Source organism: Glaciibacter sp. 2TAF33 (assembly GCF_052114945.1).
GTDB lineage: Bacteria > Actinomycetota > Actinomycetes > Actinomycetales > Microbacteriaceae > Cryobacterium.
Genome location: NZ_JBFRFS010000009.1, coordinates 63,954 through 88,629, shown reverse-complemented (window position 1 = coordinate 88,629; position 24,676 = coordinate 63,954). Strand labels below are relative to the sequence as shown.

Genomic DNA, 24,676 nt, shown 5'->3' with positions numbered 1-24,676 from the left:
CGCAAGGTGGCTTGAGCACGCAAAGCCGACCGCAATATGAAGGCAGAGATATGTCTGGGAGCGCAAGGATCAACTATATGCGTTCTGACGCGCCGTGTCCACTAGTTTCTTGACCTGGCCCATTTTCTCGGGTATAACCCAGCTTTCCCCTCGCCTTCCCCTCGCCTTCCCCTCGCCGAAAACGCACTTGTTGGGTCCAAAACCCCCTCATAACCCCAACGAGTGCGTTCTCGCGGAAGCCTGCTGGGCGATGATTCGGCGCACCCGAAGCAGGAAAGAGCGCTGGTCGTCGAAGACGTCCCCGGATTGCACTCGCACGTATCGCCAGAGTGCCGACTCGAAGACTTCCCGCCGCACGATGTCCGCCTTGAAGCGCTGCTTGCTGACCAGGTGCCCCTCGCCTTCGTAGTCGAACACCGTCCGCGCCCAGTGGTAGGCGAGGTCCGGTTTACCGAGCCGGTTCCCCGCCTCATCGAACACCGGCTGGTTCACGACCGGTTCGGGCAGCCCGTCGTCCACGAGCAGGAGCCGCAGCCACGTCTCGGGCCGGGAGTCGACGCCGGCGCGCACCCGTTCGATCGCCGCCCGCATGTTTCGCACGCCCCTTCGACCCGCGTATCGCGCGATACCCGCGCGGAGCGCATCGATGGTGGTCAGCGCCGGCTCCCGGCTGCCGTCGTCGAGCGGCCGACCCGACACCAGGTAGTCACCCGCTGCCACGAGGTCGTAGTGCGAGAGAACGGATGCGAGCTGGCACCACGTCGAGACCGGGTCGGTGACGACGAACCCGCTCCACCACCAGAACCGCGCCTCGACACCTTCGAGCGAGTGCCCCACCACGCCGCGCACTCGCGGGGGTTGCCGCACTTCGTTGACGGCAACATGCAGCGTGGCTCTCGCCTCCAGCCAGGGCGGCAGTGGAATGCCGTACAGCTGGGCAGCGGTGAGGTGACTGAACGCCTGGCCACGCGGCATCCTCGGCTGGAAGGCGAGGCACCTGTCGCGGACCGCGTCGGGGTCCAGCCCGATGGCGCGAACGCCGCGCGAGGGCCGCTGCACGTCCGGAGCGCGCAGTCGGTCGATCGGGAAAGTGCCCGGCGGCACGTCGGTGGTCAGGAACGCCCGCCCGTGCAGCCACGGTGGCAATGGTTCGAGTCTGCGCACGCCAACATGATGAGGCCGGCCGACCCGTCCGCGCCGAACTTATCCACACCCCCTCACGCGAAAACGCACTCGTTGGGTTCAAAACGGGTTGATAACCCCAACGAGTGCGTTTTCGGCGAGGAAGGACCCCGCGGGAGCGGTCAGTCCTCGCGGGACTCCTTCACCTGGGCGACCAGCTGGGTCGGGTTGATGAAGCGCAGCGCGATGATCAGGATGACCAGCATCATCGCGGTGTAGATCACGCCCATCGACGAGATCAGCTGCCTGGCCTCGCCACCGCCGGCACTGGTCATGGCCCGGTAGATCGCCACCACCAGGGTGTCGGACTGCGGCCCGGAGACCAGGAAGGTCAGGTCGAACATGCCGACCGTGCGCACCAGCACCAGGATGCCCGCGGCGAGGATGCCCGGGACCAGGAGCGGGGCGAGCACCTTGGCGAACACCTGCAGCATGTTCGCACCGCACATGCGTGCCGCGTTCTCGATCGCCGGGTTGATCTGCTCGATGAACGGCGTCATGGTGATGATCACGAACGGAACCGACGGCACCAGGTTGACCAGGATGACGGCGAGGATCGTGCGTCCCAGGCCGAAGTTGTACATCACCGTCGCCAGCGGGATGCCGAAGGTGATCGGCGGGATCAGGATCGGCAGCAGGAACAGCAGCATCACCAGCTTCTTGCCGGGGAAGTTGCTGCGGGCCAGCACGTAGGACGCCGGAACCCCGATCACGATCGAGATCACGATCACCGAGAGCGCCACCAACAGGGTGACCCCGATGATGTGGGTGAGGTCGAACCGCGTCCACGCCTCCTGGTACCAGCCGACCGTGAAGTTCTCCGGCAGCCAGGTGTTGAACCAGGGCTTGCCGAGCGAGTCCACCAGCACGCTGAGCACGATGCCGAACAGGAACACGAAGAACGCGACGACACCTGCCCAGACGAACCAGGTGCCCGGTGAGGCCACCAGCGACTTCTCGCCGGGTGCGAGGGAGCCGCGGGAACCACGTGGCTGACGCGGCTTCGTGACGAGAGTGCCGGCATCCGCTGCCCGGTCACGTGTGAGTGTTGAGTCGGACATCAGCCCTTCCCTCCCGTTGAACCCTTATAGAGGAATGAGCGGCCCAGGAACACGATCGCAATGACGATGAGCTCGACGACGCCCATCATGATCGCGATGGTGGAGGCCATACTGTAGTCCAGCTGCTCGGAGAACGCGCGGTACGCCATCAACGCCAGCACCCGCGTGGATCCGGAGGCGTCACCGACGAGCCGCGCCGACGGGAACACGCTGAACGCGAGCACGAAGGTGAGGATGAACGTGGTCGCCAGCCCCGGCGCCAAGAGCGGCAGGGTGACCCGGCGGAAACGCTGCTTCCAGTTCGCGCCCAGCGTCTTGGCCGCAGCCTCGAGCGACGGGTCGATGCCGGAGAGGTACGACGAGATCAGCAGGTAGGCGAACGGGAAGCCGGAGATGACCAGGGAGAAGAACACACCCAGGTAGTTGTTCACCAGTTGCAGCGGCTGGTCGATGATGCCGGTCTCGAGCAGGAACCGGTTCAGCCAGCCCTGGCGCCCGGCGAAGATCAGCAGGCCCTGCGCGGTGAGCACGGTGCCGAGCGTGATCGGCAGCACCAGCAACGTCTGCAGGAACCGCTTGCCGCGGAACTTGCCGCGCAGCTTGAACGCGATCGGGATCGAGACCAGCACATTGAACAGTGCCGCCGGCAATGCCAGCCGCATCGTGATCCAGACCGAGTCGAACACGAACGAGTCGCGGAAGAAGGCGAGGTAGTTGGCGAAGAATCCGCCGCCCCATTTCTCCACCGTGGCCGGCAGCGGCTGGAAGGTGAGCCCGATGCCGTAGGCGAACGGGTAAACGAACAGCAGCAGCGCGAACACCACGGCCGGCACCACCAGCCAGAGCTTGGTGTCGACGCCGCGTTCGGCCAGCCGGTGCTTCAGGCTCGCCGAGCTCCGGCCGCGCGAGCGGGAGCCGGAATTCGTAGCGGATGTCATCCCCGCACCTCCGCGAGTTCCCGCTGCTCCGTCGAGACCTCGTCGAGGTTGCTGCGGTAGACCAGCGCCCGCGCCGGGTCCACCGCGAGGGTGACCGTCGCACCGGGGACCGGCGCTTCCTCGGCGTGCACGAACAGGTTCTGGCCGCCGGTGGCGGTGACCCCAACCGCGAATTCGCGGCCCTGGTACTCGACCACGTTGACCTGCGCCTGCAGCGTGTTCCGGCCGGTCGTCGACTCGCCGGGCCGCACCACGAGCAGGTCGGACGGCCGGATGGCGACGCGGATATTGTCACCGACGGATGCCGGTTGCACCAGTTTGGCGAGGAGGTCCATACCGTTACCGGTCACCCGCGCCTGGCTTCCCTCCACCGATTCCACGGTGAGGTCGATCAGGTTGCGGTAACCCATGAAGTCGGCGACGTGCCAGTTCGCCGGGTGGTCGTGCAGTTCCTCCGGCGTTCCGATCTGCTGCACCCGGCCATCGCGAAGCACCACCAGGCGGTCGGCCAGTGACAGCGCCTCCTCCTGGTCGTGGGTGACGTAGATGGTGGTGAGGCCGAGGGACTGGTGCAGGCGCCGAATCTCGGTGCGCATCTCCAGGCGGAGCTTGGCGTCGAGGTTCGACAGCGGTTCGTCCATCAGGACCAAACGGGGCTCGAGCACGACGGCGCGCGCGATCGCGACACGCTGCTGCTGGCCGCCGGAAAGCTGGCCCGGGAGTTTCTTGGCGTGCTCCTCGAGCTTGACCAGGGCCAGGCCCTCGCCCACGCGGCGGGTGATCTCGGCCTTGGGGAGGCCCCGCATCTGCAGGCCGAAGGCGATGTTCTTCTCCACCGAGAGGTGAGGGAACAACGCGTAGTTCTGGAAGACCATACCGAAGTCCCGCTTCTCGCTCGGCAGCACGTCAACGCGCTTGCCGTCGATCAGGATTTCGCCGTGGGTGAGCGGGAGCAACCCCGCGAGGCAGTTCAGCGCCGTGGACTTGCCGCAACCCGACGGCCCGAGCAGGGCGATGAACTCCCCTGCCCGGATCGTCAGGTTGAGGTCGACCAACGCATCGCGACCTCCGAAACTGCGTCCCACGTTCTTCAGTTCGAGGGACTCGAATGCATTAGCCGACAGTGACATGTGTTATTTCACCTCAAATTTTCCGGTGCCGATTTCACGGTCCCAGATGTCGAATGCCTTCACCAGCTGGGCCGGCTCGAGCGGGGTTGCCTTGGGCATCTTGTCGATCAGCTTGTCGTACCAGTCACGGCCGAATTCCTTGATGGCGTCCTGGCTGGCCTGCGGCGCCTTGGCCAGGGTTGCACCCTTGACGGCGGGGCCGGGGTAGAAGTAGCCGGAGTCGTAAGCCATGGCGTTAGTCTCCGGGGTCAGCATGTCCTGCAGCAAGAGGAGGATCGCCGACATCTTGTCCGCGGTCTGGCCCTTCGGCACGACGGCGTAGTGGGCATCCGTCACCCAGGTGAAGTCGTCGAACGGAGCGGCTTCGATCGACTTCGGCTCCTGCGCGAGTGCGCGCGGGTTGATGTCCCAGCCGGTGGTGGTGGGGATCATCGACCAGGTGCCGTCTGCCATGTTTGAGATGACCTGGCCGGTTCCGGTGGGGTAGTTGCTGATCGTCGCGCCGAGTTCCTTGAGGTAGGCCCAGGTCTTGTCCCAGCCCTTCTCGGGGTCGGACGGGTCGGTGTCACCGAGGATGTACGGCAGGCCCTGCAGGAAGGTGCGGCCGGGTCCGGAGTTGGCCGGGCGGGCGTAACCGAACTTGCCCGGGTTGGCCTGTGCCCACTTGAGCAGGTCTTCCGGGTTCTTCGGAACGTCCTTGACCACTGCGGGGTCGTACTGCAGCAACGGGCCCGACGGGTAGTACGTGGTCACGACGCCGAAGCCCTCGGCGAGCTTCTGCATGTTCGCGGCCGGCTCGATGTAGTTCTTCTGGTTGTCGAGGCGGTCGCCGTAGTCCTTGACCAGCGGAACCCAGAGGTTCTGCCCGATACCGGCCGAGAGGCCGTCGGTGCCGGTCATGACGAGGTCGACGGACAGGCTTCCGCTGTCGACCTGCGGCTTGATCGTGCCGACCAGGTCGGGCGCGCCGGCGCTCTCCCAGGTGACGGCGGAGATGATGTCCGGGTGCTTCTGGACGAAGGCGTCGACCATGGGTCCGGTGAGTTTCTGGTTTCCAGCCACATCGAGGATGTTGAGGGTGACCGGAGCGGACGGTTTGGCGGGCACGTCGCTCGCATTGGTCGCAACGGGAGCCGGCTTGGCACCGGAGTTGGGCGCGGTGCAGCCTGTGAGCGCGAGTGCGGCCACAGCGACTGTCGCCGCCAGATATGTACTCTTTCGAGCGCGCATATCGTGTTCCTTCCTTCTTTAATCCCCAGGCTGCAGTGCCTGGAAGCTGGGTTCTGCACGCGGCGCGTGCGGAACGAGTATGGGGGCAGCGGCTGCCAGGGCGGCGGCTGCCGGTGTTGCGGAAGCGGATGCCGGTGCGGCGGCTCCCGCGGGCACGACGCCGGTGGACTGGCGCACGACCAGACTGACCGGCACATTCTGGTTCTGGCGGATGCCGGACCCACCGCCGAGCACGACGTCGAGCAGCATGTCCACGCTCGTCCGGCCGATCTTGACCCGCGGGAAATCGACGGTGGTCAGGTTCGGCCAGACCAGGGTTGAGACCGGCACGTTGTCGAATCCGGCGACGCTGATGTCGTCGGGGACCCGCAGCCCGCGATGGCGAAGGCGGTCGATGAGGCCGACAGCGACCAGGTCGTTGAAGGCCACGATCGCGGTGGCGCCGCTGGCGATCGCGAGGTCGGCGGCCTGCGTGCCGCCGGAGAACACCGGCGGGAACTTTCCCAGCTCGATGAGTTCGAGGCCCGGCATGGTGGAGTCGTAGGAATGGAAGGCGTGCGAACGCTCCCGGTCGGACCAGGACGTCACAGGCCCGGCGGCATAGGCGATCCTGCGGTGACCGAGCGCGACCAGGTGCCCCATCACGGCACGGAGCCCGCCGTCGTTGTCGAACGTGATCGAGGGGATGTCGCCGAGTTGCCGGTTGACCAGCACCATCGGCGCTTCCTCGGCGAGGGCGGCGACCTCCGCGTCGGAGCCGCGGGCGGAGCAGAGGATCACACCGTCGACCTGCTTGGTGAGGCTGCGGACGACCTCGGCTTCCAGCAGCGGGTCCTCGTCGGTGTCCGCGACGAACACGGCGTAGCCGGCGGCGCGCGCCCGCGCCTGCACGCCCTTGCAGATCGAACCGAAGAACGGGTTCTCCAGGTCGGGCACGACGAGGCCGATGCTGCCGGTGCGGCCGGTGATGAGGCCGCGGGCCGCGCGGTTGGGGCGGTAGCCCATCGACCGGGCAGCTTCCTGCACCCGGCGGCGGGTGTCTGCCGCGACCTGCTCCGGTACGGCAAGCGCCCGGGAGACGGTGGAGATGGAGACGCCGGCGGCACGAGCGACATCACGAATGGTCACGGCCATACCCCAACACCTCCTTGTGTACCCCGGCCGGCGCACCCCTGGCGCCTGACGTTGACCCTATTCTGCAAACCTTTTCAGTGTTTCGTCAAGTCACGGTTTGGTATCGGCGCCGAGGCCCTATAGTGGTCGGCAGTGCAGCGATTTGGCGGCCATCGCTCATCGATCGGCGGCTGCAACAAAGACCGCTGTTTTGTTTCACCACCGTTTCAATGAGGAGGCAGCTAGTGACATCGCGACCGTGGACACTTCATCCGGACCGAGCTCTCCCCGCCGAACCGGCGCAGCGGAGCATCGCGAGGGAGCTCTACCAGGCCACCGCCGCGCTCCCCATCGTCTCGATGCACGGCCACATCGACGCCGGCGCCATCGCCCGCAATGACTCCTTCGGCGACCCGGCCGAACTCTTCATCATTCCCGACCACTACCTGGTGCGGATGCTGGTCTCGCAGGGCTTCTCCAACAGCGACCTCGGCGTGCGCCCGCGTGACCCGGCCGCGCCGTTCGAGACCGATCACCGCCTGATCTGGCGCCGGTTTGCCGAAAACTGGAAGCTCTACCGCGGCACGCCCACCCGCTACTGGATGGAACACGAACTGGTGGAGATCTTCGGCATCACCGAAGAACCGTCAGCCGCCACCGCGGACGTGATCTACGACGAGCTGACGGAGGCGCTGGCCAAGCCGGAATTCCGCATCCGTGGGCTGTTCGACCGGTTCAACATCGAAGTCCTGTCGACAACGGATGCCCCGGACGCCGACCTCGCCGACCACGCCGCGCTCGCCGCCGAAGGCTGGGGCGAGCGCGTGGTTCCCACCTTCCGTCCCGACGCCGTGTTCTACCCGGACCGCGCCGGCTGGCGCGCCGCGGTCGACCGACTCTCCGCCCGAAGCGGCGTCGATGTGGGCGACTACGCCGGTTTCCTCGAGGCCGTGCAGCAGCGGCGCTTCGCCTTCGTCGCCGCAGGAGCCCGGGCGACCGACCACGGCCACCTCACCGCCAACACGACTCCGCTCGACCGGGCCGAGGCGGAGCGGATCTTCGCCGCGGCGCTGAACGGGCCGGTCGACGCGGCCTCCGGCGAGGCGTTCGCCGGAAACATGCTGTTCGAGAGCGCGAGGATGACGGTGGATGACGGCCTCGTCATGCAGCTGCACCCGGGCGTGCTCCGCGACCACGCGGCATCCGTTCACGAGACCTACGGACCGGACAACGGGTTCGACATCCCGGTGGCGGTCGAATACGCGCGAGCGCTCCAGCCGCTGCTGAACGCGTTCGGGCACGATCCGCGATTCAGGATCATCCTGTTCACCATCGACGAGACCGTCTACTCGCGGGAGCTGGCGCCGATCGCCGGCGCGTACCCGGCCGTGAAACTCGGGGCGCCGTGGTGGTTCCTCGACTCCCCCGGCGGGATGGCCCGGTTCCGGGAACTGGTCACCGAGACCGCCGGTTTCTACAACACCAGCGGCTTCGTCGACGACACCCGGGCGTTCGCCTCCATCCCCGCACGTCACGACCTTTCCCGCCGGATCGACGCCGGCTACCTGTCGAAGCTGGTCGCCGAGCATCGGCTCACGCTCGATGAGGCCACCGAAACCGCCGTCGACCTCGCCTACCACCTGCCACTCGCCTCGTACGCTCGGCGCTGACGTCCAACGTCGTTCATTTCGCCCATTCCGTTTACTTCACTCGCTTGGCCCGTCTCACTCGCTTCACTCGCTCCACTCGCTCCACGAAAGGACTCGCATGGCCACCATCGAACGCGCTGAGGTCTTTGTCACCAGCCCCGGCCGCAACTTCGTCACCCTGAAGCTCACGACCTCCGACGGCGTGACGGGCCTCGGCGACGCGACACTCAACGGACGGGAACTGTCTGTCGTCGCATACCTGCAGGAACACGTCGTGCCGCTCCTGATCGGCCGTGACCCGCAGAACATCGAAGACACTTGGCAATACCTCTACCGAGGTGCGTACTGGCGTCGCGGCCCGGTCACCATGGCGGCCATCGCCGCGGTGGACGTGGCGCTCTGGGACATCAAGGGCAAGGTCACCGGGCAGCCGGTGTACCAGCTGCTGGGCGGCGCGAGCCGCACCGGCGCGCTCGCGTACGGACACGCATCCGGTTCCGACTTGCCGTCGCTGTTCACCTCGATCCAGAACCACCTCGACCAGGGCTTCAAGGCGATCCGGGTGCAGACCGGCGTCCCCGGTCTCGGCCAGGTTTACGGGGTCGCCACCAACCAGAAACCGGGCGAGCGCTACGACTACGAACCGGCCAAACGCACGTCGGTGCCGACCGAGGAGGAGTGGGACAGCGCCGCCTACCTCGAGCACATCCCCACCGTGTTCAAGGCAGTGCGGGAGGAGTTCGGCTTCGGACTGCCGCTGCTGCACGACGGCCACCACCGCCTCACCCCGAACGAGGCGGCGATCCTCGGCAAGTCGCTCGAGCCGTACAAGCTGTTCTGGCTGGAGGACTGCACGCCCGGCGAGAACCAGGAGTCACTGCGGCGGGTGCGGTCGCAGACCACCACGCCGCTTGCGATCGGAGAGGTGTTCAACACGGTCTACGACTACCAGACGCTCATCACCGAGCAGCTGATCGACTACGTGCGGAGCGCGGTCACCCACACCGGCGGCATCAGCGCGCTGAAGAAGATCATGGACTTCGCCGCGATCTACCAGATCAAGTCCGGCTTCCACGGGCCCACCGACATCTCGCCGGTCGGCCAGGCGGCCGCGCTGCACCTGGGCCTTGCGATCCACAACTTCGGCATCCAGGAGTACATGAAGCACTCGGCCGATACGCTTGAGGTGTTCCGTACCAGCTACACCTTCGAGAACGGCCTGCTGCACCCCGGCACCAACCCCGGCCTTGGCGTCGAGTACGACGAGGAACTCGCCGCGTCCTACGCCTACACCCCCGCTTACCTGCCCGTGAACCGCCTGCAGCGGGACGGGAGCATGCACGACTGGTGAGCCTGCCCCCTTCGCCTGCCCCGTTCGCCTGCCCCGTTCGCCTGCCCCGTTCGCCTGCCCCGTTCGCCGAAAGTGCATTTGTTGGGGTTATGAAGCCGTCATAACCCCAACTAGTGCGTTTTCGCGGTAGCGGATGTCCTGGGTTGGCCCCCACGGCGCCGACCGAGTACGCGGGGTAAGGGAATCCGCCGGGCCGCAACCGTCGCCGGACCCGCCGCCGGCTCAGGTGACCGTGCCGAACTGCCAGGGAATGAACTCTTCCTGGCCCACCCCGAGCTCCTCGCTCACCGTCTGCTCACCGGATGCGACGCGCACGATCAGCTCGAAGATCTCGCCTCCGACCTCGGCGATGGTCGCGGTGCCGTCGACGATCCGGCCGGCATTGAGGTCCATGTCGTCTGCCATCTTCTCGAACATCTCGGTGTTCGTGGCGATCTTGATCGACGGGGTCGGCTTGGCCCCGAACACCGATCCGCGTCCGGTGGTGAAGCAGACCACTGTGGCTCCGCCGGCGATGATGCCGGTGACGGACACCGGGTCGTATCCGGGAGTGTCCATGAACACGAGGCCGCGTTCGGTCACCGGCTCGGCGTACTCGTACACGGCCGAGAGGTCGGCCTGGCCGGCCTTGGCGACCGCACCGAGCGACTTCTCCAGGATCGTGGTCAGTCCGCCGGCCTTGTTGCCGGGCGACGGGTTGTTGTCGAGGCTCCCGCCGCCGCGCCGGGCGTAGTCCTGCCACCAGTCGATCCGGTCGAGCAGGCGCTGCCCGACCGCGGGCGCCACCGCCCGGCTGGTCAGCAGGTGCTCGGCGCCGAAGACCTCGGGTGTCTCGGCCAGGATCGAGGTGCCGCCGTACGAGACCAGCCGGTCGGAAGCGACGCCGAGCGCCGGGTTCGCGGTGATGCCGGAGAAACCGTCCGACCCGCCGCAGTTGAGGCCGAGCACGAGTTCCGACACCGGCGCTGGCACCCGCCGCCGCTGGTTCAGCTCGGGGAGCATCGCGCGGATCCGGGCGATCCCCTCCTTGACCGTGGCGCGCACCCCGCCCTCGCCCTGGATGTTCATGGTCGACACAATCGTGTCGGCCGGCAGTCCGTAGCCCTCGACCAGGGACTCCACCGGCACCATCTCGCAGCCGAGCCCGACCACCAGCATGCCGCCGAAATTCGGGTGGTTCGCGTAGCCGCGCAGGGTGCGCAGCAGCACCTGGCCGCCCTCGCTGGTCGGGACCAGGCCGCATCCGCTGTTGTGGGTAAGGGCCATCACGCCGTCGACGTTCTCGAACTCGTCGAGCGCGAAGCCGCGGAACGCGTCGGCGATCAGGTTCGCGGCGGTGGCCGAGCAGTTCACCGAGGTGAGGATGCCGACGTAGTTGCGGGTGCCGAACCGGCCGTCGGCGCGCGGGTAGCCGAGGAACGTGGGCATCTCGCCGGCGGGCGCCGCGAGTTCGGTGTGCCGGGTGCCGAATTCGTGCTCGCGCTCCGTGTCGTCCATGCCGAGGTTCTGGGTGTGCACGTGGTCGCCGGCCGCGATCGCGACCGTGGCCCGGCCGATCGACTGCCCGTACTTGTGCACCTGTCCGCCCACGGCGACGGATGCCACCGCGAACTTGTGACTGCGCGGCACGTCCGCCGTCAGCAAGATCTCGGCGCCGTCGCCCAGGGCGACGCGGGTGCCGGCGGCCAGCGGATGCAGGGCGACGGCCACCTCGTCGCTCTCGCTGAGGTGCAGGGCGACGGCGCTGAGCGGGACGGCGAGGGGTGGGACAGCGCCGGGCTGGGCGGTGCCGGGCTGGGCATTGGTTGTCATCTGGCGGGATCCTGACGGCTGCGATAAGCTCAATGTAAACGGTTTCATTGTCCATTATTGTTGCGAGAGGCGAACCGGTCAAGATGGCGACGACGATTCGGCAGGTGGCGGCCGCTGCCGGCGTCTCCGTGGCCACAGCGTCCCGTGCGCTCAGCGGCTCGACCGCCGTCATCGACGCCACCCGTCAGCGCGTGCTCGCGGTCGCACAGGGCCTCGATTACACCCCGAGCCGGCTGGCCCGCAGCCTGGTCACTGGCCTCACCGGCAACGTGGGCGTGATACTCCCCGACATCACCAACCCCTTCTACACGTCGTTCCTCGCCGCGCTCGAGTCGACGCTCGGCGCCCACGACGTCGGCATCCTGATCGGGGACTCGCAGGAAGACAGCGACCGCGAATACACCCTCCTGCAACGGATGTCCACCCAAGTCGACGGCCTCGTGCTGGCCTCGAGCCGCATGGCCGACGACCAGATCGTCGGCGCCACCAGTAAGTTGCCGATCGTGCTCGCCAACCGGATGCTGCGGGACACCGTCCCGGCGACGGCCCGGCTCTCCCAGGTGGTCATCGACGTCGACCCCGGGTACACGGCGGCTGTTCACCACCTTCACGAGCTCGGCCACCATCGGATCACCTACATCGACGGACCGCCCCGATCCTGGTCCGGCCTGCAGAAGCGCACCGCATTGAACCGAGTCTGCGCGGAGCTCGGCATCCCGTTGACCGTCGTCGGAACCGAGCGCCCCGACTTCGGCGCCGGCCGCGACGCCACGGAGCGGATCCTCAGCGACACCGAATCCGGCCTCCCCACCGCCATCCTCGCCTTCAATGACCAGGTCGCCCTCGGCGTGCTGGCCGCGAGTCGCGCCGCCGGCATAGACGTGCCCGGTCGGCTGAGCGTGGTCGGCTGCGACGATTCCCTCCCCGATGGCCTCGCCTGGCCGGCACTGACCACCATCGACAGTTCCGCCCGCACCCTCGGCGGCCTGGCCGCGCACGCGATCCTCGATCCCGGCGGCGAGCGCGGCAGCAGCGTGCAGACCCGGCTGGTGGTGCGCGGGTCAACCGGGCCCGCCCGTCAGTCCGTCGCCCGGCCTATCCCCGGCCCGGCCGCACCCGGTTCCTCGCCCCCACCCGACTCCTCGCCCCCACCCGACTCCTCGCCCGCACCCGGCTCCTCGCCCCCGTCATCCGCACCCGGATCACCCGCATCCCCCTCGCTCATCGCACCACGCCCCACCCGTGCGGGCAAAGTGCCGTGACGCACCGAGCCGAAGCGACCATTTGCCCGCACTCGCGCACGGTCGCGGCGCACACCTGAGCCCAGCGCGACCCAGCCGACCGCCCCGGCCCAACCCCGTCCCCGTCCCCAACCCCGATCCCGTCCTCGTCCCCAACCCCGTCCCTCCCTCCACCCCCCACCCCCCACCCCTACTGGAGTAATCGTGACCGAGACCATCCCGCCCCGCCGCCTGCCGGCATCCGCCCTGCTTGTCGCCAACCCCGTCATCGCGGTGCTGCGCGCCAGCCAGGCGAGCGACTATGACGCTGTCGTCGACGTACTCGCCGAAAACGGGGTGCGCTCGATCGAGCTCACGCTCAGCACCCCCGGCACGTTCGAGCACCTGCCGGCGCTGCTGGAGCGAGCCGGCTCCGAGGTGGAGGTCGGCATCGGAACGATCGTGAACGTCGCCCAGGCCCAGCAGGCCATCGACGCCGGCGCCCGCTACCTCGTGACGCCGATCGTGAACCTCGACGTCATCGCGCTGGCCGTCGCGGCCGGAGTGCCGGTGTTCCCCGGGGGACTCACCCCGACCGAGCTGTATTCCGCCTGGGACGCCGGTGCCACCGCCGTGAAGATCTTCCCCGCCGAGACCGTCGGCCCCCAGTACGGCTCACACCTGCGCGGCCCGTTCCCCGACCTCCAGTTCGTGCCGTCCGGCGGCATCGGCCTCGGCGACATCCCGGCCTGGCTGGCGGCCGGCGCCACCGCGGTCAGCCTCGGCGGCCCGCTGATCGGCGACGCGCTCAAAGGCGGGTCCCTCGACGCCCTCGCCGACCGGGCGCGTCGAGTCACCGAGCTCGCAGCGGATGCGCGGGCCGGCAAATGAGCGCCGCCGCGGGGTCCCCGAGCACCGGCGCCGGGGCATCCGTCGTCACCTTCGGCGAGACCATGGCCATGATGAGCTCGGCCACCGCCGGGCCGCTGCAGCACGCGCGCACCCTGAACCTCGGGATCGGCGGGTCGGAGAGCAACCTGGCCATCGCGCTGACCCGACTCGGCACCGATACCACCTGGATCGGACGGGTGGGCGCGGACTCGCTCGGCGACCTGGTGCTGCGGGAGATCGGCGCCGAGGGAGTGCGGGTGGTCGGCATCCGCGACCCTGAGGCACCCACCGGGCTGATGATCAAGGAGCACCGCACCAGCTCCGACACCCGGGTCTGGTATTACCGGCGCGGCAACGCGGGGTCGCGGCTGCGTCCGGAGGACATCGACCCCGAGCTGGTCCGGGCGGCATCGCTGCTGCACGTGACCGGGATCACCCCGGCGCTGTCTTCATCGGCCGCTGACGCGACGTTCGCGGCGATCGCGGTCGCGCGGGAGGCCGGGGTGCCGGTGTCGTTCGATCTGAACTTCCGCGGGAAGCTGTGGACCGCGGAGCAGGCGGGCGGCGTCTACCGTCGGATCATCGCCCACTCCGACCTCGTCTTCGCGGGGGACGACGAGGCCGCCATTGCGGTGGGCGCTGCCGATTCGACCGGCACGCGGCTCTCGCCGCTCGAGTTGGCGCACCGGCTGGTGGACGCCGGGGCCGGGCAGGCCGTCGTGAAGCTCGGGTCCCGCGGCGCCGTCGCCCTGGTCGACGGGCAGGAATACACGCGTGACGCCGTGCGCATCCACCCCGTCGACACGGTCGGCGCCGGCGACGGGTTCGTCGCGGGCTACCTTGCCGAGTACCTGCGCGGCGAGGACGTCGCCACCCGGCTGACGACTGCCGTCACCGTCGGGGCGTATGTATGCCTGTCGTCGGGCGACTGGGAGGGCCTGCCGCGGCGGAGCGAACTGGCGGCACTCGGCGCGACCGAGCCCGTCTCCCGCTGACTCCCCCTCCCGGCCGCCTTCCCGGCCGCGAAACTGCACTTGTTGGGGTTATGGAGGCCTGATAACCCCAACAAGTGCAGGTTCGGCGAGGGACGGAGTCGTTTGACGCGCGGAGGGAGGTTTGGCTGCGGAGCGTGCAATGGATGCCGCAGACTGGAGGAATGAGCAGGGGCGAGCAGCAGCATCCGTCGGGTGGATCAAAGTCGGTCGTCTTGAAGCACAGCGGCTACTCGGCCGTGATCGAACCCGACCGGTTCACCCCCGGAAGCTTTCAGCTGGTCGTCGACGGGACCCCGCAGTCGCACGTGAACCTCGAGAACCCGGGCGAGTTGTTCTTCGAGTACATCCAGCGGATCGGCCACGTCATCGACCTGATCGGCGACCCCGGCCAACCGATCACTGCGGTACACCTGGGCGCCGGCGCACTCACCCTGCCACGCTATGTCGAGGCCACCCGGCCCGGCTCCCGACAGCAGGTGGTCGAGCTGGAGACCGAGCTCATCGACCTGGTCCGGGCCGAGCTGCCCTGGGACAAGCGCGCTCAACTGCGGGTGCGGCACGGCGACGCCCGCGAAGTGCTGGCGAAGCTGCCGGCCGGGCTGCACGGCGCGGTGGACCTCGTCGTCGTCGACATCTTCTCCGGCGCGCGCACGCCCGCCCACGTCACGAGCCGCGAGTTCTATGCGCTGGCGGCGCCGCTGCTCTCCGCGCGGGGCGTGCTTGCCGTGAACGTCGCCGACGGCCCCGGGCTGGCCTTCGCGCGCGGGCAGGCTGCGACGCTGGCCTCGGTGTTCCCGCATCTGATCGGGCTGGCGGAGACGCAGGTGCTGAAGGGTCGGCGCTTCGGCAATATCGTCTTCGTCGCGGCGCACACGCCGATCGACACCGGCTGGATCCCCCGACTGCTGGCCGGCGGCCCGCACCCGGCGAAGGTGATCGAGGGCACCGAGTTGCGTCAGTTCATGGCGGGGTCGCTGGTGTCAACGGATGCGACGGCCACGCCGTCCCCGCTCCCCGGCCGGACCGTGTTCCAGATCGGGCGCTGAGCCACCGCCGCTGCGGATGCGCCTCCCGCACTGCGGCGCGCCCCGCTCCCGCCGCGCTGCGGATGCCCGTCCCCACACCTCGGCGCGCCCCGCCCCCGCCGCGCTGTGGGTCCGCGTCCCCACACTGCGGCGCGCCCCCTCCCTTCGCGCTGCGGATCTGGCCACGCGCGGCGGGCCTGCCATCCGCGCGTGGTCAAATGCACAGCGTGACGGCACTACGGGTGCGTTGGACGGCACACCGGAAGGCGAGACGGCACAACGGAAGGCGAGGCGGCAGGACGGAAGGCGAGGCGGCAGGAGGGCGACACAGCGATGATGTGACTGGGACACGGGGAACAGCGGCGGCGCACGATGCAGACCCGGGTTATCCTGAAGGGGACCCCTCCCCCGCGCGGCACACCCGGCCGCGCCCGCCTCACTGGAACCCATCCTGAGCATCATCATCGGCTACGACGCAGTCACGCTGCGCGAAAAAGTTGACCTCCGCGCCGCCGGCGCCCGGCTCGACGAACTCGGCGACCTCCGCAGCCTGTCCGCACTCAACGAGAAGGTCACGCTGCTTCGGCTGGTAGGCCGGCTGGACGAAGCCTGGGAGATCGCGAACGAGGCGGTTCGCCAGGCCCGGTTCACCGGGAGCCGCGAGGAACTCGCGCTGTGTCGCATCCGTCGCGCCCAAGTGCAGCAGTACCGCGGCAAGCTCGACGAGGCCGCGGCGGAGCTGAGCCACTGCATCGACGAGGCGGAGACCCACGAGTGGGACAGCATCGCCGGCTACGCCCGCCAGCACCGCGGCAAGGTCTACTTCGAGCAGGGCAACCTCGAGGCGGCGCTCGCCGATTTCACCGCCGCCGTGTTCCTTCGCAACAAGAGCGGGGCGCCAGAGGGACAGGTGGAGAGTTCGCTCATCGCCGTTGCCGTCGTGGAATCGTTCATCCAGGAGAAGAAGCAGAAGCGGCAGGAGTCAGACGACTCTGCCCGTCCGTCCGGGCAAACCGAGTAACCCGGGCGCCTTCCGGCCGCACAGACGGTCCGGTATCGACCGATTCGTCCCCGGGCTGTGGCCAACCCCGGAGAATTCCGATGAGGGCAACCGCAGCGAACACCTTCCCGGCCGGGCGATCGGTTTCGTCCTGAGTGTGCCACCGGCCCGCGCGCATAACTCCTGCAATTCATGGGGAGTTGTCAAGAAATGGGCCAAATTCGACCGAATCGGCGAGAATTGCAGGAGTTGTGCACGGGATGAGGTGCGGCACGTGACCATGAGGCAGAAGTCCACCCTGGCTGCGGCCGGCAACGGCGTGCAGCGGATGCGACGCCGCGGCGTCTTGGCGCTCGGCGCGCTGGCGGCGACAACTGCGCTCGCCCTAACCGCCTGTACAGCGGGCCCACCGCGTCCGCCGACGTCCACGTCCACTCCGGCCCGGCCGGTCCCGTCGGAGACGGCCCCTCCCACCGGAGTCCTGCTGCCGGTGCACCCGGTCGGGGATCCCGTCGTCATCGCGTCACAGCTCGATGTGCCGTGGTCGATCGTGCGGATACCGGCCGGTGGTACCCTGATCAGCGAGCGTGACGCGGGTGAGATCGTTGAGTTGCTCCCGGACGGCGGCCTGCGCGAGGCCGGCACGGTGCCGGGGGTCGAACCCGGCGGGGAGGGGGGCCTCCTCGGGCTGGCGTATCGTGCCGCGGCGGACGACACCGCGGCCGACCACGGAACCGACTCCGGCGCCGACTCCGGCTCCCACTCCGGCTCCGGCACCGCGGCCTCCGCCGGCTGGATCTACGCCTACTTCACGGCCGCAGACGACAACCGCATCGTGCGGATGCCGCTGACCGGGGCTGCCGGAAGCTACGGGCTGGGCACTCCGGAACTGATTCTGGATGGGATCCCGAAGGCCGGCAACCACAACGGCGGCCGCCTCGGATTCGGGCCCGACGGCCTGCTCTACGCCACGGCCGGAGACGCCGGCAACGGTGCGAACGCGCAGGACCGCAACTCGCTCGGCGGCAAGATCCTGCGGATGACACCCACCGGCGGGGTTCCGACCGACAACCCGTTCGGCACCCTGGTCTACTCGTATGGGCACCGCAACCCGCAGGGCATCGCCTGGGACTCTCACGGCCAGCTCTGGGCCAGCGAATTCGGGCAGAACACCTGGGACGAACTCAACCGCATCACCCCGGGCAGCAACTACGGCTGGCCGGTGGTCGAGGGTGCCGCCGGCAACCCCTCGTACGTCGACCCGGTGCAGCAGTGGCGAACGGATGTCGCCAGTCCCAGCGGCATTGCGATCGTCAACGACACCGTCTTCATGGCGAGCTTGCGCGGTGAACGACTCTGGCGCATCGTTCTCTCCACAGGTGAGGCGGGTGACTGGTTTGTCCACAGTTTCGGGCGTCTGCGCGATGTGGTGTCAGGGCCGGATGGCACACTGTGGTTTGTGAGCAACAACACGGATGGCCGGGGAAACCCCGGCGACGGCGACGACCGGCTCTATCAGGTGCAGGTGGCACCCTGATGGCGAACCTCGACCGCGTGCGCCGCTGGGCCGACGCACTGATCGCCCTTCACCTCGACCCGAGTTGGTCGTTCGGCTTCGACAACGCCAAGAAACGCGCGGGGCTGTGCAACTTCACCGCCAAGCGGATCACCGTGTCACGCTATCTGGCCGCCCGGTACGAGGACGACGAAATCCACCAGATCCTGCTCCACGAGGTCGCGCACGCCCTGGCTGGGCCGCGCGCTGGGCACGGACCGAAGTGGAAGGCCACCGCGCAGGACCTCGGCTACGACGGCAAGCGCACCCACGACGGCGAGATCGCCGACGACCTCGCACCGTGGGTGGGCACCTGCCCGGCCGGGCACACGCACTACCGGTACCGGGAACCGACTCGACCCCTGGCCTGCGGCCTCTGCGGCCGCGGCTTCAGCCGGGCCCACCTGATCACCTGGAACCGGCGGGAAATCACCGCGGCGGCGCGGCGGAGAGCGGCGGCGGCCACGGGGACCTGACACCTGTCACTCAGGCTGGAAAGGCGAACTCCCCGACCTCGGGCACGTCGCGTGAGTGGTCGAGCACTGTGCTCGCGCTGACGACGTCGCGCTGCCCGGCCGCGGCGAGCGCCAGCCCGGTCTCCGAGGCGGCGAGCAGGTGCCTGAGCGCCCGCTTCAACCCGACGAAGGCAGCGGATGCCGCAGCCGCCTCCGGCGAGCAATGGTCGATCCCGAGCTCGGTGAGGGCGTCGACGACCGCCCCGGCAACCAGCAGGTCCTCCATGCCCCATCGGGCGGAGCCGTCCTGCCGCCGTTCCCCGATTGCGATGACCGCGACGGAAAACCGGGCGCCGGTCTCCGTCTGCCGCGCCATCACCCATTCGGCGACGGCAGTGCGGTTTCCGAGGTCGGCCCGGATCACCCGGTGGCCGGACAGCGGCCTCCGGACCAGTGCGGCCGCATCCGGTGAACCGGCGGGAGGCAGCGCATCGGCAAGCACGACCACGTCGGCACCGGACGCCAGCGCCTGGAATCCTGCGACGCCCCAATCGAATCGGACCTGGTAGGTGCCCTGCGGCTGCGTTTCACTCATCCGCCCAGATTATCGGGAGAGTCGAGCCGCCGGTCGGCACAGCTGGAGTCCGTGACGACGCCGAGGGGCGCGGTCAGTGCGTGTCGTAGCGGGCGAGGGCATCGGCATCCGTCGCATGGGTCATCGCGCGGCGCGCGGTGTCCAGGGCGGTGACCGGGTCCGACTCGGCCTGCGCGAGCGCGAGCTGCCGCTCGGCCTCGGCCAGCCGGGTGCGCGCGGCTGCGCCCACCCGACCTCGGTTGGCCGTGATGAAATCGCGGGTCACCGTGATCTGGCTCTGCGCGGTGAGCACGGCGCCGGTCAATGCGGTGCGCGCGTTCTCCAGCCGCAGTTGCCGGTTGCGGGCTTCGGAGCGGATGACGTCCAGCCCGTCCATCGCCTCGCGCAGCATGGCGAGGTCGGCGGCCGGGTCGCTCAGCCGGTCGGGTCGGCGCAGGTCGGCCAGCACTGAGTCGGCACGGGCGATGACGGCGTTGAGCTTCGCACTCGCCTCGGAGTCCTCGTGCCGGTCACGCAGCTGGCGCGCTTCGGCGAGCTCCACGTCGGAGGCGGCGAGCGCCTTGCCCAGGGTGGCGTAGCCGATGTGCAGCTGGTCTTCGCCGGTCTCAATCGCGTCCAGCAGCTGCGTGACAGTGAAGAGGGCCTGTTCCACCGCCTGCAGCTGGTCACCGACCGGCTCGGAGGCCGCCCGGTTCAACCGGGCGGAGGCGGCGTCGGCCGCGACCCTGGCCTGCCCGAGTGCGATCTCGGCGCGCTCCACGTTGCCGCTGATCGGCGCCAGGGCACCCTCCGCGTAGGTGAGTCCCAGCCGTTGCAGGCTGGCAGCGCCGCTCTTCACCCGGTCGGCCGCCCGATCCAGGCGGCGGGTCAACTGTTCCAGGCGCAGCGGCGCATCGCGCTCCAGGCCCCGCTTGGCGTCGAAGTCTCGGGTCTGCTGGTTCAGCCGTTCCGTGGCCTCATCGGCGAGCATGATCAGCTGGTCGTTCCAGCGCCGGCGTTCCTCCCTGGAATCGGGAACAGAGTCGTCGAGCTTCTGCTGCAGGGCGAACGCGTCCCGCAATTGCCGCCGGGACGTGGCCAGCGCGGTCGCGAAGTCGCGCGTGGCCTGCTCGCCGAACTGGGCGATGGCGAATCCGAGTTCGTCTGACGCCTCCTGCACCAGGTCATCCGCGCGCACCAGGCTGATCGCCGCGCGGCGTGCCAAGTCAGCGTCGGCGGCGCGCGCCAGGCGCTGGCGTGCTCGCGACCGGCGGCGCTGGACGGCGATGATCGCCCCGACCACCACCGCCACCACGGCGAAAACGATGACCGAGGGCACCCACCAGAGTTCGCCCGTCATAGCCGTGAGTCTACTGAACGCCGCCTGAACGCCACCTCTCGTCGGGCGACGTTCGCCGCATCTGCCGTCGGATCACCTCGAAGTCGTGCTTCGAGATTTCGATCATGCCCCGCCGCAGTTGGTAACCCCAGTTCGGATTGTCACGCGAGAAGTCAAGGACCGCCAGCAACGGACGGATCGGGGCCTCCTCGGCATCCGCTTCATAGTCGGCCTTGCGTCGCCAGGGGCGGAAGTCACTGGAAGCCGAACCCGCCTGGAACACGGTGCCGTCTGCGATGCGTCCGATCGCGGCGAACGCCTTGAGCGGTTCGCCCTCGATATCGGTCTTCGGCGAATAGTAGACGATGCCGTCGGCCTCGCCCATCTGCTCCAGCGCGGCACGCGACCCGTGGTTGGCCTGGGCGATGCCCAGCTCCACCCCGCGCCGCACGTGTTCACGCTGCACAACGCCCATCCAGTATCTGATTGCCACGCTCCAGTTGTACTGCATCGGGCGTCACCGCAGACTGGAGCCATGCGCGTTCTGCTGAAAGAGACCCTCAATTGCCACCCGGATGCCGCGTGGCGCGCCGTGCAGAGCCCCGCCGTTTTTCGGGAGGTGAGCTCCCCCGTGCTGACCATGGAGTCGCTCGAGCCCCGGGGCTTCCCGACCGTGTGGGCGGGCGGCGAGCACCCGGTCGTGATGCGCGGCCTCGGCCTGGTGCCGATGGGTGAGCAGGTGATCAGCCTCACCACGACGACGACGCAGGACGGAGACGTGCGGATCCTCCGCGACGCCGGCCGGGGCGTGTCCGGCGCAATGACGGTGGTCACCCTGTGGGACCATCGGATGGCGATCTCCCCGGACCCGGCAGGCACCGGCAAGACCCTCTATCGCGACCAGCTGATCTTCACGGCCGGGCGGGCGAGCGTTGCGGTGTGGCCCGCGTTCTGGGCGTTCTGGCAGTGGCGGATGCTGCGGCTGAAGCAACTTGCACCCTCCTGGCAACTCGACCTGGGTGTCGATTCGCCGGATTGGACCCCGCCCATGCCCACCGCGACCGGCACCGGCGCCAACACGGGGCTAGTGTGACGTAAATGAGTTCCACACTGGGTGCCCTGCAGATCGCGGACTGGCGCCGGCGCGTGTTCGGACTGTACGCCGGCGTTCGTCACCTCAGCGCCCATGACCCGGCCTCGGGCCACGAGCTGTGGCGGTCCGGGCGCGACGAATTGTTCGCCGGACACCCGTCATCGCCGCTCCTGCCCGACGATCGCGCCGCCTTCACCGGCCTCACCGTGGCCGCGTACGACCCGGATTGGCGTTTCGAGCTCGAGGTGCACCGGGCGGCGGAACCGGTGCGCTTGAACGTGGAGACCGGCACCGACGGCACGGTGCCGTTCGACCTGGTCGGCAGCGTGCGGTTGCCGTACGTCGGCTCGCTCGACGTGTGGCGGCTGGCCAGTTACGCCGGCGGCATCTTCATCCCGTTGAAGGACGCCCTGGCCGGTAAGCCCGGTGGCACCTACGGCGGCGGGCGCTACCTCATCGACACCGTGAAAGGCGCCGACCTCGGGCCCGGCGCCGACGACGATACCCTGATCCTCGACTTCAATTTCGCGTACAGCCCGTCGTGCGCCTACGACCCGATGTGGGCCTGCCCGCTGCCACAGCCGGGCAACACGGTCGCCGTCGAGGTCCCCGTCGGCGAGTTGTACCACCCGGCGTATTAGGCGCGTTCGCTAGCGGCCACCCGCACCAGCGTCAGCCGCTGGGTGGGCCGGGTCATCGCCACATACAGTGCCGCGGCCCCACGAGGGGACTCGGCCAGGAGCGCGTCAGGGTCGGCGAGCACGACAGCGTCGAACTCCAGGCCCTTGGCGTCGTGCGCGGTGAGCACCGTGATCGGGCGCTCCAGGCCTCGTGATCCGGTCCCGACGTCGGCACCGAAGGCATCCGTCAACCGGGTCATCACCGGCTCGAGCAAGTGCACCGGCGCGATGACGGCGAGCGTGCCGGCGGTCGAGATCGCCCGGTCGTCGCGCACGGCTCGCACGACGGAGGCCGGTAGCGAGGCGGCATCGTCTGCGAACGACGTGGCGATGGCCCATTCGCCCTCGCGCACCGACTTCGTCGCGGTGATCGGCAGGCCATGCTGACGCGCGATGCGCTCCGCCTCGCGTGCGATCTGGGCGGGGGTGCGGTAGTTGACCGTGAGTTCCTCGAGTTCCCACCGGCCGCTGAACTGCTCGTCGAGGGCAGCGTGCCAGCTCGAGGGGGCGTCCAGCGAACTGGCCTGGGCGATGTCGCCCACGATTGTGAACGAACGCATCGGGCTCCGGCGCACCAGCAGTCGCCACTGCATCGGCGAGAGCTCCTGGGCCTCGTCGACGACGACATGGCCGAATGTCCAGGTGCGGTCCGAACGCGCCCGATCCGCGGTCGTCGACGCGTCGTCACCGGAATCGGAGAAGTTGTCCGCGAGCTGTTCGGCGCTGACGATCCCCTCGACACCGGCGTTCCGGATTGCCTGAGTGGCGTTTTCGAGGTCGCGACGGCGTTGCGCGTCTCGCTCGTGCCGGCCGGCGTCGGACTCCACAGCCATCGGGCCGAGGATCTCGGCTGCCTCGTCGAGCAACGGCACGTCGGAGATCGTGAACGGAGCCTCCCGCGGACGCTGCAGCAGCGCGCGTTGCCGGGCCGGCCACCGGTGGGTGAGCTCGGCCAGCCACTGCGGCCTGGCGTACAGGTCCTGGACCAGCTTCTCGGCGGTGAGGGGCATCCACGCCGTGTTGAGCACCACGCGCATGTCGTAGGAGGTGCGCAGGTCCTCGCGCAGCAGGGACATGTCACTGTCGTCGATGGCGCGGCCGGCCTGCCGCAGCTGCCGCACGAACTGCTCGGTCAGACGGTCGAGCGCCTGGCTGACGAACACCACCCGCGCCTCGTTGTGCGTCTTGCCGCTGGCCTGCGCCTTGGCGACCGCCTGGGCGAGGATCGCCGGCTGCACGACCAGCCGGTCGCCGTTGACCACGACCGTCTCCGGCTTCGCCGGCACCCGCTGGCGCGACTTCACGGCGCGGGCAATCAACCCGGCCATCTCGGCCGAGCCCTTGAGCGCGGCCACCGCGGGCGCGTCATCCGTTGTCGCCGTGACGCCGGGGAACAACTCGCCGAGGGACTGCATCACCACGCCGGTCTCGCCGAGCGAGGGCAGCACCGACTCGATGTAGCTCATGAACGCGTCGGAGGGCCCGACGATCAGCACCCCGGCCCGGCCGAGGCGATCCCGGTGGGTGTACAGCAGGTACGCCGCCCGGTGCAGGGCCACGGCGGTCTTGCCGGTGCCGGGGCCGCCCTGGACCACGAGCGCACCGCGCATCTCCGAGCGGATGATCCGGTCCTGCTCGGCCTGGATCGTCGCGACGATGTCGTGCATGCGTCCGGTGCGCTCCAGCGAGAGCGCGGCGAGAAGCGCGCCTTCGCCCTGGACCTCGTTCTCCTGGCCGCCGGTCGAGCCCGCGGCGAGGAGCCGGGCGTCGAACACCTCGTCCTCGAGGCGGATCACCTCGCGTTCCCGCATGATCAGGTGGCGGCGGGCGAGCACGCCGAGGGGCGTCGCCGCGGTGGCCTGGTAGAAGGCGCTGGCCTGCGGGGCCCGCCAGTCCAGAAGGAGGCTCTGCTGGTTCTCGTCGCGGAGGCCCAGCCGGCCGATGTACCGGATCGAGTCGTCGTCGGAGTGGGGATCGTCGCCACGGGGGCCGGCATCGGCCAGTCGCAGCCGGCCGAACACGAGCCGTTCGTCCACCTCGCGCAGTTGCAGCAGCCGGTCCTCGTGCAGGCGGGCGAACGCGTCGCGTTCGCTGCGCATCTGGTGGTTGCCTCCGACGCCCTGGGCGCGCACGGCGGCGAGCCGGGTGGCCTCGTCGAGCCGCATGTCGTCCAGCCGCGCGTACAGGGCTGCCACGTGAGCGCGTTCGCGATCGAGTTCGTTCACTGCCACTCGACTCCAGATCTATACGCTCGGACCAACGATTTTAGCCTGCGAATCTGTGCCACTTGACCGCATCCGCTAGACTGGGGTTACTTGTGAGTGCGTTGACGCGCTCCCTGCGTCGTAGAACGCCCTCTTCCTATCGCGACCGCCTGCATCCG

At 68.9% G+C, this 24,676-nt stretch carries 23 protein-coding genes; 11 read left to right on the top strand and 12 right to left on the bottom strand.

Annotated elements, in window-relative coordinates; translation table 11 throughout:
- Positions 1-207 precede the first annotated feature (207 nt).
- From AB4Y94_RS11055 to AB4Y94_RS11030, 6 genes are all read right to left on the bottom strand, one after another.
- The gene (locus AB4Y94_RS11055; RefSeq protein ID WP_441727874.1) at positions 208-1,164 is read right to left on the bottom strand and encodes a hypothetical protein; all 957 of its coding nucleotides are present in this window, start codon (positions 1,162-1,164) and stop codon (positions 208-210) included.
- A 140-nt stretch (positions 1,165-1,304) separates the two neighbouring features.
- Positions 1,305-2,243, bottom strand: a complete 939-nt coding sequence (locus AB4Y94_RS11050) for an ABC transporter permease (RefSeq protein ID WP_441727873.1) — start codon at positions 2,241-2,243, stop codon at positions 1,305-1,307.
- Positions 2,243-3,181, bottom strand: a complete 939-nt coding sequence (locus tag AB4Y94_RS11045; protein WP_441727872.1) for an ABC transporter permease — start codon at positions 3,179-3,181, stop codon at positions 2,243-2,245. Before AB4Y94_RS11045 ends, AB4Y94_RS11050 begins: the two co-directional genes overlap by 1 nt.
- A complete protein-coding gene (locus AB4Y94_RS11040; RefSeq protein ID WP_441727871.1) occupies positions 3,178-4,311 on the bottom strand; it encodes an ABC transporter ATP-binding protein in 1,134 nt (377 codons plus the stop codon). The genes AB4Y94_RS11045 and AB4Y94_RS11040 overlap by 4 nt, the downstream gene beginning before the upstream one ends.
- A gap of 3 nt (positions 4,312-4,314) precedes the next feature.
- On the bottom strand, positions 4,315-5,541 hold the full coding sequence (locus tag AB4Y94_RS11035; RefSeq protein WP_441727870.1) for an extracellular solute-binding protein: 1,227 nt from the start codon (positions 5,539-5,541) through the stop codon (positions 4,315-4,317).
- Positions 5,542-5,559: 18 nt separating this feature from the next.
- The gene (locus tag AB4Y94_RS11030) at positions 5,560-6,675 is read right to left on the bottom strand and encodes a LacI family DNA-binding transcriptional regulator (RefSeq protein ID WP_441727869.1); all 1,116 of its coding nucleotides are present in this window, start codon (positions 6,673-6,675) and stop codon (positions 5,560-5,562) included.
- Between the two features lie 224 nt (positions 6,676-6,899).
- On the opposite strand from AB4Y94_RS11030, the gene uxaC reads away from it, so the two are divergent.
- Together uxaC and manD are read left to right on the top strand one after the other, a co-directional pair.
- Positions 6,900-8,324: a glucuronate isomerase gene (gene uxaC, locus AB4Y94_RS11025; RefSeq protein WP_441727868.1), complete on the top strand. Its 1,425-nt coding sequence runs from the start codon at positions 6,900-6,902 to the stop codon at positions 8,322-8,324.
- A gap of 97 nt (positions 8,325-8,421) precedes the next feature.
- On the top strand, positions 8,422-9,654 hold the full coding sequence (gene manD / locus AB4Y94_RS11020; protein ID WP_441727867.1) for a D-mannonate dehydratase ManD: 1,233 nt from the start codon (positions 8,422-8,424) through the stop codon (positions 9,652-9,654).
- Positions 9,655-9,876: 222 nt separating this feature from the next.
- On the opposite strand, the gene AB4Y94_RS11015 is transcribed toward manD, so the two are convergent.
- Positions 9,877-11,466 carry a UxaA family hydrolase gene (locus AB4Y94_RS11015; RefSeq protein WP_441727866.1) on the bottom strand — a complete coding sequence of 530 codons (1,590 nt, stop codon included), beginning with the start codon at positions 11,464-11,466 and terminating at the stop codon, positions 9,877-9,879.
- Between the two features lie 83 nt (positions 11,467-11,549).
- On the opposite strand from AB4Y94_RS11015, the gene AB4Y94_RS11010 reads away from it, so the two are divergent.
- The 4 genes from AB4Y94_RS11010 (at position 11,550) to AB4Y94_RS10995 (ending at position 15,618) form a co-directional block, all read left to right on the top strand.
- Positions 11,550-12,728: a LacI family DNA-binding transcriptional regulator gene (locus AB4Y94_RS11010; protein WP_441727865.1), complete on the top strand. Its 1,179-nt coding sequence runs from the start codon at positions 11,550-11,552 to the stop codon at positions 12,726-12,728.
- Positions 12,729-12,911: 183 nt separating this feature from the next.
- Entirely contained in the window at positions 12,912-13,577 is a 666-nt protein-coding gene (locus AB4Y94_RS11005) for a bifunctional 4-hydroxy-2-oxoglutarate aldolase/2-dehydro-3-deoxy-phosphogluconate aldolase (RefSeq protein WP_441727864.1), read from the top strand.
- Positions 13,574-14,572: a sugar kinase gene (locus AB4Y94_RS11000; RefSeq protein WP_441727863.1), complete on the top strand. Its 999-nt coding sequence runs from the start codon at positions 13,574-13,576 to the stop codon at positions 14,570-14,572. The genes AB4Y94_RS11005 and AB4Y94_RS11000 overlap by 4 nt, the downstream gene beginning before the upstream one ends.
- A 161-nt stretch (positions 14,573-14,733) precedes the next feature.
- A complete protein-coding gene (locus AB4Y94_RS10995; protein WP_441727862.1) occupies positions 14,734-15,618 on the top strand; it encodes a spermidine synthase in 885 nt (294 codons plus the stop codon).
- A 415-nt stretch (positions 15,619-16,033) separates the two neighbouring features.
- On the opposite strand, the gene AB4Y94_RS10990 is transcribed toward AB4Y94_RS10995, so the two are convergent.
- Positions 16,034-16,294, bottom strand: coding sequence for a hypothetical protein (locus tag AB4Y94_RS10990; protein ID WP_441727861.1), 261 nt, complete (start codon positions 16,292-16,294; stop codon positions 16,034-16,036).
- Between AB4Y94_RS10990 and AB4Y94_RS10985 the strand changes: the two genes are divergently transcribed.
- From AB4Y94_RS10985 to AB4Y94_RS10975, 3 genes are all read left to right on the top strand, one after another.
- Positions 16,295-16,618: a hypothetical protein gene (locus AB4Y94_RS10985; protein WP_441727860.1), complete on the top strand. Its 324-nt coding sequence runs from the start codon at positions 16,295-16,297 to the stop codon at positions 16,616-16,618. It abuts the gene before it with no gap.
- Positions 16,619-16,877: 259 nt separating this feature from the next.
- Positions 16,878-18,134, top strand: coding sequence for a PQQ-dependent sugar dehydrogenase (locus AB4Y94_RS10980; RefSeq protein ID WP_441727987.1), 1,257 nt, complete (start codon positions 16,878-16,880; stop codon positions 18,132-18,134).
- Positions 18,134-18,628: a SprT-like domain-containing protein gene (locus tag AB4Y94_RS10975; RefSeq protein WP_441727859.1), complete on the top strand. Its 495-nt coding sequence runs from the start codon at positions 18,134-18,136 to the stop codon at positions 18,626-18,628. The genes AB4Y94_RS10980 and AB4Y94_RS10975 overlap by 1 nt, the downstream gene beginning before the upstream one ends.
- A gap of 10 nt (positions 18,629-18,638) precedes the next feature.
- Here the strand turns inward: AB4Y94_RS10975 and AB4Y94_RS10970 are convergent, their stop codons facing one another.
- The 3 genes from AB4Y94_RS10970 to AB4Y94_RS10960 form a co-directional block, all read right to left on the bottom strand.
- Entirely contained in the window at positions 18,639-19,202 is a 564-nt protein-coding gene (locus tag AB4Y94_RS10970) for a 2-phosphosulfolactate phosphatase (RefSeq protein WP_441727858.1), read from the bottom strand.
- 73 nt (positions 19,203-19,275) lie between these two features.
- Positions 19,276-20,541: a hypothetical protein gene (locus tag AB4Y94_RS10965; RefSeq protein ID WP_441727857.1), complete on the bottom strand. Its 1,266-nt coding sequence runs from the start codon at positions 20,539-20,541 to the stop codon at positions 19,276-19,278.
- A 10-nt stretch (positions 20,542-20,551) separates the two neighbouring features.
- Positions 20,552-21,013, bottom strand: a complete 462-nt coding sequence (locus tag AB4Y94_RS10960; protein ID WP_441727856.1) for an EVE domain-containing protein — start codon at positions 21,011-21,013, stop codon at positions 20,552-20,554.
- 42 nt (positions 21,014-21,055) lie between these two features.
- Here AB4Y94_RS10960 and AB4Y94_RS10955 point away from each other — a divergent pair, with 42 nt between their 5' ends.
- Positions 21,056-21,613 carry a hypothetical protein gene (locus AB4Y94_RS10955; protein ID WP_441727855.1) on the top strand — a complete coding sequence of 186 codons (558 nt, stop codon included), beginning with the start codon at positions 21,056-21,058 and terminating at the stop codon, positions 21,611-21,613.
- A gap of 5 nt (positions 21,614-21,618) precedes the next feature.
- Positions 21,619-22,254: a DUF1684 domain-containing protein gene (locus tag AB4Y94_RS10950; RefSeq protein WP_441727854.1), complete on the top strand. Its 636-nt coding sequence runs from the start codon at positions 21,619-21,621 to the stop codon at positions 22,252-22,254.
- On the opposite strand, the gene AB4Y94_RS10945 is transcribed toward AB4Y94_RS10950, so the two are convergent.
- Positions 22,251-24,524 carry a HelD family protein gene (locus AB4Y94_RS10945; RefSeq protein ID WP_441727853.1) on the bottom strand — a complete coding sequence of 758 codons (2,274 nt, stop codon included), beginning with the start codon at positions 24,522-24,524 and terminating at the stop codon, positions 22,251-22,253. The two genes, AB4Y94_RS10950 and AB4Y94_RS10945, sit on opposite strands and share 4 nt — an antisense overlap.
- Between the last annotated feature and the right edge of the window lie 152 nt (positions 24,525-24,676).

What these genes read in the sequence shown, in the direction of transcription:
- AB4Y94_RS11050 (WP_441727873.1), bottom strand. Translation starts at nt 2,243, where the DNA reads ATGTCCGACTCAACACTCACACGTGACCGGGCAGCGGATGCCGGCACT.
- AB4Y94_RS11045 (WP_441727872.1), bottom strand. Translation starts at nt 3,181, where the DNA reads ATGACATCCGCTACGAATTCCGGCTCCCGCTCGCGCGGCCGGAGCTCG.
- AB4Y94_RS11040 (WP_441727871.1), bottom strand. Translation starts at nt 4,311, where the DNA reads ATGTCACTGTCGGCTAATGCATTCGAGTCCCTCGAACTGAAGAACGTG.
- AB4Y94_RS11035 (WP_441727870.1), bottom strand. Translation starts at nt 5,541, where the DNA reads ATGCGCGCTCGAAAGAGTACATATCTGGCGGCGACAGTCGCTGTGGCC.
- AB4Y94_RS11030 (WP_441727869.1), bottom strand. Translation starts at nt 6,675, where the DNA reads ATGGCCGTGACCATTCGTGATGTCGCTCGTGCCGCCGGCGTCTCCATC.
- manD (WP_441727867.1), top strand. Translation starts at nt 8,422, where the DNA reads ATGGCCACCATCGAACGCGCTGAGGTCTTTGTCACCAGCCCCGGCCGC.
- AB4Y94_RS11015 (WP_441727866.1), bottom strand. Translation starts at nt 11,466, where the DNA reads ATGACAACCAATGCCCAGCCCGGCACCGCCCAGCCCGGCGCTGTCCCA.
- AB4Y94_RS11010 (WP_441727865.1), top strand. Translation starts at nt 11,550, where the DNA reads ATGGCGACGACGATTCGGCAGGTGGCGGCCGCTGCCGGCGTCTCCGTG.
- AB4Y94_RS11000 (WP_441727863.1), top strand. Translation starts at nt 13,574, where the DNA reads ATGAGCGCCGCCGCGGGGTCCCCGAGCACCGGCGCCGGGGCATCCGTC.
- AB4Y94_RS10995 (WP_441727862.1), top strand. Translation starts at nt 14,734, where the DNA reads ATGAGCAGGGGCGAGCAGCAGCATCCGTCGGGTGGATCAAAGTCGGTC.
- AB4Y94_RS10980 (WP_441727987.1), top strand. Translation starts at nt 16,878, where the DNA reads ATGAGGCAGAAGTCCACCCTGGCTGCGGCCGGCAACGGCGTGCAGCGG.
- AB4Y94_RS10975 (WP_441727859.1), top strand. Translation starts at nt 18,134, where the DNA reads ATGGCGAACCTCGACCGCGTGCGCCGCTGGGCCGACGCACTGATCGCC.
- AB4Y94_RS10970 (WP_441727858.1), bottom strand. Translation starts at nt 19,202, where the DNA reads ATGAGTGAAACGCAGCCGCAGGGCACCTACCAGGTCCGATTCGATTGG.
- AB4Y94_RS10965 (WP_441727857.1), bottom strand. Translation starts at nt 20,541, where the DNA reads ATGACGGGCGAACTCTGGTGGGTGCCCTCGGTCATCGTTTTCGCCGTG.
- AB4Y94_RS10955 (WP_441727855.1), top strand. Translation starts at nt 21,056, where the DNA reads ATGCGCGTTCTGCTGAAAGAGACCCTCAATTGCCACCCGGATGCCGCG.
- AB4Y94_RS10950 (WP_441727854.1), top strand. Translation starts at nt 21,619, where the DNA reads ATGAGTTCCACACTGGGTGCCCTGCAGATCGCGGACTGGCGCCGGCGC.